The following is a 7,505-nucleotide window of genomic DNA, read 5'->3' as shown; positions in this document are numbered from 1 at the left end:
GAACTCCTCCTTCTTTATTTAAACAGCAATGTCAACATACAAAGAAAGAAGAACGGGAAGTAATCACTATTTTTAATAATGAAAATTTAAGTCAAAAACCGGTCAACACTATTTAGGGATGTTCAATTAATTGTGAATGGGGAATGAACACGTCATTGCGAGTCAGGGCTTTGCCCTGATGTGGCAATCTCCTTAATACAGGCACGAGACAAAGGATTATAGATTATCGATGATAAATTATAGTTGGATGGAATTCTACTAGTTTCAGGACTACCCTCCTTCACTCCTTCACTCCTTCGCTCCTTTGCTCCTCCTCCATTATCAATTTCAGACTTGAAGGGCTGTCGGGCATGAAATTATAAACCAGGTCGTCTTCGCGAGGAGCGGAGCGACGTGGCGATCTCCTTAATGGAGGGCACGAAAGTACGAAGTCGGGAATTATAGATTATTGATGATAAATTATAGATGGTTGCAGTCGCTACCAGCTTCGGCACTTTTCACCCCTGCCTGCTAGCAGGTAAATTTGCTCCTTCACTCATCTCGCTTCACACATCACTCACCACGCAGCTCGCCTAACACATCACACATCACGCCCTCACACTTCACTCATCCCTCATCACGCATCACGCATCACACATCACTCATCACGCATCACACATCACACATCACACATCACGCCCTCACACTTCACACTTCACTCATCACACATCTCGCATCACCCCTCACTACAAAATATAATCCGTGCTCACAAAGTTCGAGGCCTTGCTGCCCAGCAGGTCGTTTAGGATCCTGTTGTTGTATTCCGTATCCTTGGAGGCCACGAAAGTCCGGATCGAGAACGACCTCAGCGCATCGTGCACGCTCAAGGTACTCACGGCCGAGTCTTTACGACCGGTAAAAGGATACACATCAGGGCCACGCTGACACGAACTGTTCAGGTTTACCCTGCACACCAGGTTCACCAGGGTGTCGATAAGGGGCGCCAGGGTACGGATATCCTTTCCGAACAGACTTACCTGCTGCCCGTAGTTGGAGTCGGCAATATCATTGATAGGCTCATCGATCTCCTTAAAGGGGATCACCGGGATCACCGGGCCAAACTGCTCTTCTGCATACACCCGCATATCCTTGTTAACCGGATAAAGTACGGCGGGATAGATATAGTTGGCAGATTTCTTTCCACCCTTCTTGTTCAGGATCTTTGCTCCGTGCTTTTTGGCATCGTCAATAAGCTCCTTGATGTAATCAGGCTTTCCGGGTTCCGGAAGTGGGGTAAGCTGTACCCCTTCTTCCCAGGGGTTTCCGAACCTGAGCTGATCGACCCTCTCCGCAAACCTGCGGTTAAACTCCTCGGCGATCTCCTCATGCACATACACCAGTTTCAGAGCCGTACACCGCTGTCCGTTAAAGGAAAGGGTACCGGAAATACACTCGTCTATGGTCAGGTCAAGATCGGCGTCCGGCAGAACGATGGCCGGGTTCTTGGCCTCAAGGCCCAGTACCAGTCGAAGACGGTTCTTATACGGGTGCTGATCCTGAAGGGCCACAGCCGATTTACTGTTCCCGATAAGGGCGAGCACATCGATGCGTCCGGAACGCATGATGGGAGCGGCCACTTCCCTGCCCCTGCCGTAAACGATGTTGACCACCCCTCTCGGAAAACTGGTCTTAAAAGCTTCCAGCAACGGACTGATAAGGAGTACTCCGTGTTTTGCAGGTTTAAAGATGGCGGTATTCCCCATGATCAGGGCTGGAATAAGCAGGGCAAAGGTTTCGTTAAGGGGGTAATTATACGGCCCCAGGCACAATACGATTCCCAGGGGGCCACGGCGGATATGGGCGTAGATGCCATCCCGCTTTTTAAAGTTGGCCGAATCCCGGTCCAGTTGCTTATAATCTTCAATAGTATCGTAGATGTATTCAACGGTACGGTCGAATTCCTTTCTCGAATCCGGAAGGGTTTTCCCGATCTCCCACATCAGGTACTTCACCACCTCTTCCCGCTTTTTCTCCATTTGCTTTACGAACTTCTCCATACAGGCCACCCGATCGGCCACCTTCATGGTGGGCCACAGACCTTTACCCTTGTCAAAAGCCCGTCCGGCAGCCTCCAAGGCGAGGTTGGCTTCCGGTTCTCCCATATAGGGGATAGATCCCAGCAAGGTAGGCGTATCGTCGCCTTCAGAGGAAATGGTAGAAAATACCTCTGTGGTTTTTCCTTCCCATTTTTTGAGTTCCCCGTTTACCAGCCAGGTATCCTGTTGTAAAGGTTCGGTAATTTTAAAAGCTTCCGGTATAGCGTTTTTGGTTTCTGTCTTCATAATAAAATTTTAATTGGTCGTCTCGGGAACTCTCTCCCGTGCAAAGTCTAAATTTCGCGAATAGCTCCCTTTAAATCAAAGATTTTGGCCGACTTTTCTACGCAAACGTTAGAGCCTCAGACGAGGTACTGAAAAAGGTCTGGTTTATTATTGAGGTAATCTCCGTAGAAATTATGCTCCTTCATCCTGGCAATCAGAGGGTCGAGATCTTGTTCACTTTTCAGTTCGATCCCTACCACGGCAGGACCATTCTCCCTGGCGTGCTTTTTAGCATACTGGAAATAGGTGATATCGTCTGAAGGACCGAGGATCTCGGCTACAAATTCTTTTAAAGCGCCTGCCCGCTGGGGGAAGCGTATGATAAAATAATGCTTTAACCTGGCATAGAGCAAAGCTCTTTCCTTGATCTCTGCCGTACGGGTGATATCGTTATTGCTGCCGCTTACCACACAAACCACGTTCTTCCCCCGGATCTCATCCGCAAAAAGAGAAAGAGCCGATAAGGTCAGTGCCCCTGCAGGCTCCACCACGATAGCATCCTTGTTGTAAAGGTCCAGGATCTCCTGGCATACCCTTCCCTCGGGTACGGTTACCATCTGGTATAAAAAGTTCTTACAGATATCGAAATTCCGGTCGCCCACCTTTTGAACAGCTGCTCCGTCAATAAACTTATCGATCTCCTGCAATTCGGTATTAATACCATGCTGAAGGGAGGTTTTCATGGAAGGTGCCCCTTCGGGCTCCACCCCGATGATGCGGGTATTGGGCGACAATAGGTGAAAAACACTGAGAATACCCGATGCCAGTCCGCCACCTCCTACGGGAACAAATACATAATCCAGGTGGTCCTTGGTTTGCTCGAGGATCTCCAGGCCTACGGTGGCCTGTCCTTCGATCACCTTATCGTCGTCAAAGGGATGCACAAATACCTTGCTGTTCTCCCGGCAATATTCCATGGAAGCCTTAAAGGCATCGTCAAAGGTATCCCCGACAAGGATGATCTCTACCTGGTCTTCTCCGAACATGCGCACCTGGTCGATCTTTTGAACGGGAGTAGGTGCAGGCATAAAGATGGTACCTCTTACCCGCAGTTCCCTGCAGGAAAAGGCTACCCCCTGGGAGTGATTTCCGGCAGAAGCGCAGACCACCCCGCGTTCCCGCTCTTCAGCGGTAAGCGATCTCATTTTATTATATGCCCCTCTTATCTTATAAGAACGCACTTCCTGGAGGTCTTCCCTTTTCAGGAAAACCCGGGAATCGTACATTCTTGAATACCTCCTGCTCAACATGAGAGGGGTAACCGCGGCCACCCCCTCAAGGGTAGCCGCGGCTTTTCTCACATCAGCGATTTCCGGCATTGCAAATGAAACTGCTGCCATGCTTGTGTACTTTAAAATTCAAAAACCAGCTTCTTCATGGCCTTCATCGAGCCACGAAGCTTCTCTCCTACCTTTTCGATCTGGTGGGCGCGAATGGTTTGGTCGATCTGTGCCACCTGATCTGCTGATGGTGCTGCGGGAGCCTGGTATGCCTTTCCGATCACGTCGGTATCCACCTTGGCCATAAAGTCCTGTAACAGGGGCTTGCAGGCATGGTCGAACAGGTAACATCCGTATTCTGCCGTATCCGAGATCACCCGGTTCATCTCAAAAAGTTTCTTTCTGGCAATGGTATTGGCTATAAGCGGAGTTTCATGGAGGGATTCGTAATAGGCCGATTCGGCCTTGATACCGGCTGCGGTCATGGTCTCGAAAGCCAGTTCCACCCCGCTTTTAACGAAGGCTACCATAAGCACTCCATGATCGAAATACTCCTGCTCGCTGATCTTCATTGCCCCGGCCTCGGTCTTCTCAAAAGCCGTTTCCCCGGTCGCCTTGCGCCAGGTTAGCAGATCCTTATCGTCATTCGCCCAGTCTTCCATCATTCCCGAAGAGAATTTCCCGCTCATGATATCGTCCATATGCTTTTGGAAAAGAGGCCTCATGATGGTTTTAAGCTCTTCAGAAAGCTCATAGGCCTTTACCCTGGAAGCAGGCTCCAGGCGATCCATCATCAGGGTGATACCACCGTGCTTCAGCGCTTCGGTAATGGTCTCCCATCCGTACTGGATAAGCTTGGCCGCGTAGGCCGGATCGATGCCTTTTCCGGTCATCTTCTCGAAACTCAGGATAGAGCCGGTTTGCAGTAAACCACACAGGATGGTCTGCTCGCCCATAAGGTCTGACTTTACTTCGGCCACAAAAGAAGAGCGCAGCACTCCTGCCCGGTCTCCACCGGTGGCAGCAGCATAGGCTTTAGCCAGCTCCAGCCCTTCTCCCTTAGGATCGTTCTCGGGGTGTACCGCAATAAGGGTTGGCACCCCGAATCCGCGCTTGTACTCTTCACGTACTTCAGAGCCCGGACATTTTGGCGCCACCATGATCACGGTGAGGTCTTCCCTGATCTTCATCCCCTCTTCCACAATATTAAATCCGTGCGAATACGACAGGGCAGCTCCTTGTTTCATGAGCGGCATCACCTGTTTTACAACGGAAGTATGCTGTTTGTCCGGAGTCAGGTTACAAACCAGGTCGGCATCCGGAATAAGTTCTTCGTAAGTGCCAACGGTAAATCCGTTTTCGGTGGCATTGCGCCAGGAGGCGCGTTTCTCTTTGATGGCTCCTTCGCGAAGGGCATAGGAAATATCCAGTCCGGAATCTCTCATGTTCAGTCCCTGGTTGAGTCCCTGGGCACCACAACCCACGATCACCACTTTCTTGCCTTTAAGGGCATCGGCACCGTTTGCGAATTCAGAGCTGTCCATAAAATCACAGACTCCAAGTTGTTTCAATTGTTCTTCCCTGCTTAGGGTATTAAAATAATTTGACATTACTGATGTGTTTTCTGGTTATGTTAATTCTAGTGTACAAATTCTTTAAGGAGGGTAGAGATCTCCATCTGAGCCTTGGAAACCGACACCCTTCCCGTTCTTACAAATTGCATGATCCCATACGGACGTAACTCTTCATAGAGGGTTTCGATCTCTTCCCGGCGACCCGATTTGGCGATCACAAAGAATTCCCGGGATACGGTAACGATCTGGGAGTGACTCTCCTTAATAATGTTCTGTATCTGGCGTTCGTCAAACAACAGGTGCGAACCGATCTTAAACAGGGCCGTTTCCAGGAAAATGGTCTCCTCATCGTTGTGGTAATAGGCCTTGATCACATCTACCTGCTTTTCGATCTGTCCGACAATATTATGTACCCATTTCTCGGTGGTACGTACCACGATAATGAAACGCATCACATGGTCGATCTCCGAACCGGATACATTAATACTTTCGATATTGATATGGCGCTTTACGAAGATCCCCGAGATCCTGTTGAGCAGCCCTACATTGTTTTCAGTATAAACCGAAATCGTATATGTTCTTGTTTCTTCCATCTCTGTTCAGGTTGATTATTTAAGACGTATATCCGATACCGAGGCTCCGGATGGGATCATCGGGAATACATTGTCTTCCTTCTCGACCATCACCTCGAGAAAATAGGCTGTTTCACTTTTGATCATGCGCTCTACCGCAGCGTTCAGATCTTCTCTTTTGGTAACCCGCTCGGCTGGAATATGGTATCCCTTGGCAATGGTCACAAAATCCGGATTCACCATATTGGTGGAAGCATAGCGCTTTTCAAAGAACAGCTGTTGCCATTGGCGCACCATCCCCAGGAACTCGTTGTTTAGCACTACGATCTTAACCGGTAAACCCAGCTGGAAAATGGTACCCAGTTCCTGGATGGTCATCTGGTACCCACCGTCTCCGGCGATGGCCACGACCTCCCGCTCTGGCGCACCCATCTTGGCACCTATGGCGGCAGGCAAGGCAAACCCCATGGTTCCCAGTCCGCCTGAGGTAATATTGCTGTGGCTCTGTTCGAACCTGGCGTACCTGCAGGTGATCATCTGGTGCTGACCCACATCGGAAACCATTACGGCTTTATTTCCTGAAGACTTGTTAATGGCGTTGATCACTTCACCCATGGTAAGTCCGTCCTTCTCCGGAAAGAGATCATGTCGGATCACCTCCTCGAATTCTGTGGCATACCCTTCCTTGAACTTCTCATGCCAGGCTTCGTGCTTTTTTGCTCCTAACAGCGGCAATAACCTGGTCAGGCTTTCCTTGACATCCCCTAATACCGGAACATCGGCCTTAACGTTCTTATTCACCTCTGCCGGGTCGATCTCAAAATGCAATACTTTGGCCTGTTTGGCATAGGTATTCAGATCGCCGGTCACCCGGTCGTCAAAACGCATACCGAGGGCGATAAGCACGTCGCATTCGTTGGTAAGTACGTTGGGTGCATAATTGCCATGCATTCCCACCATACCTACGTTTAACGGATGGTCAGTGGGAAGCGCAGAAGCTCCCATGATGGTCCATGCCGCAGGTATCCCGGTCTTTTCCACCAGGGCCTTGAGCTCTTCCTCGGCCTTCCCGAGGAGGATCCCCTGCCCCCAGACGATAAACGGGCGCTTGGCCTGGTTGATCGCTTCAGCCGCTTTTTCCAGCTGGCGGGCATCGACTGCAGGTGCAGGCTTATAGCTGCGTACCGCAGTACATTTACTGTATTCGAAATCAAATTCCTCGAACTGGGCATTTTTGGTAATATCGATAAGCACCGGACCCGGACGGCCTGACCTTGCAATATAGAACGCCTTGGCGATCACCTCGGGGATCTCTGCCGCCTTGGTGATCTGAAAGTTCCATTTGGTAACCGGCATGGAGATCCCTACGATATCGGTTTCCTGGAAGGCATCAGATCCCAGCAGGTGACGGGCTACCTGCCCGGTGATACACACCAGGGGGGTGGAGTCGATCTGGGCATCTGCCAGTCCGGTAACCAGGTTGGTGGCTCCGGGACCGGAAGTAGCCATAGCCACTCCTACCCTTCCCGATACGCGGGCATAGCCCTGGGCGGCGTGGATAGCCCCCTGTTCGTGGCGGGTAAGCACATGATGCAGCCGGTCGCTGAACTTGTACAATTCATCATAAACGGGCATGATGGCTCCCCCCGGGTATCCGTAAAGTGTATCCACCCCTTCAGCAAGTAAGCAGTGGATTACCGCTTCTGCTCCGGTAACCCTCATTTTGGTCACCGACTTGCTAACTTCTTTTTTAATGGTTTTGAGTTCCATAATTTCAAG

General features: G+C 50.3%; 5 protein-coding genes. All 5 read right to left on the bottom strand.

The genetic code is table 11. The features are described 5' to 3' along the window. Positions 1-725: 725 nt before the first annotated feature. The 5 genes from K7R11_RS13160 to ilvB all read right to left on the bottom strand — a co-directional run bounded on the left by K7R11_RS13160 (position 726) and on the right by ilvB (position 7,496). The gene (locus tag K7R11_RS13160; RefSeq protein ID WP_224491199.1) at positions 726-2,321 is read right to left on the bottom strand and encodes an NADP-dependent glyceraldehyde-3-phosphate dehydrogenase; all 1,596 of its coding nucleotides are present in this window, start codon (positions 2,319-2,321) and stop codon (positions 726-728) included. Positions 2,322-2,437: 116 nt separating this feature from the next. Then, positions 2,438-3,700 carry a threonine ammonia-lyase IlvA gene (gene ilvA / locus K7R11_RS13155; protein WP_224491198.1) on the bottom strand — a complete coding sequence of 421 codons (1,263 nt, stop codon included), beginning with the start codon at positions 3,698-3,700 and terminating at the stop codon, positions 2,438-2,440. A gap of 11 nt (positions 3,701-3,711) precedes the next feature. Next, entirely contained in the window at positions 3,712-5,190 is a 1,479-nt protein-coding gene (ilvC, locus tag K7R11_RS13150; RefSeq protein ID WP_224491197.1) for a ketol-acid reductoisomerase, read from the bottom strand. Positions 5,191-5,219: 29 nt separating this feature from the next. Further along, positions 5,220-5,747 (bottom strand): acetolactate synthase small subunit, encoded by a 528-nt coding sequence (ilvN, locus tag K7R11_RS13145; protein WP_224491196.1) that lies wholly within the window; start codon positions 5,745-5,747, stop codon positions 5,220-5,222. A gap of 15 nt (positions 5,748-5,762) precedes the next feature. Beyond that, positions 5,763-7,496, bottom strand: a complete 1,734-nt coding sequence (gene ilvB / locus K7R11_RS13140) for a biosynthetic-type acetolactate synthase large subunit (RefSeq protein WP_224491195.1) — start codon at positions 7,494-7,496, stop codon at positions 5,763-5,765. Positions 7,497-7,505 lie beyond the last annotated feature (9 nt).

Source organism: Robertkochia flava (assembly GCF_020166515.1).
GTDB classification, from domain to species: Bacteria; Bacteroidota; Bacteroidia; order Flavobacteriales; family Flavobacteriaceae; genus Robertkochia; species Robertkochia flava.
Note: the sequence above shows the minus strand (reverse complement) of the source record. Positions and strands in the feature narration are given on the sequence as shown.

Bases quoted from the DNA above. Each gene is read 5' to 3' on its own strand.
- ilvB (WP_224491195.1), bottom strand. From the start codon at position 7,496: ATGGAACTCAAAACCATTAAAAAAGAAGTTAGCAAGTCGGTGACCAAA.
- ilvA (WP_224491198.1), bottom strand. From the start codon at position 3,700: ATGGCAGCAGTTTCATTTGCAATGCCGGAAATCGCTGATGTGAGAAAA.
- ilvC (WP_224491197.1), bottom strand. From the start codon at position 5,190: ATGTCAAATTATTTTAATACCCTAAGCAGGGAAGAACAATTGAAACAA.
- K7R11_RS13160 (WP_224491199.1), bottom strand. From the start codon at position 2,321: ATGAAGACAGAAACCAAAAACGCTATACCGGAAGCTTTTAAAATTACC.
- ilvN (WP_224491196.1), bottom strand. From the start codon at position 5,747: ATGGAAGAAACAAGAACATATACGATTTCGGTTTATACTGAAAACAAT.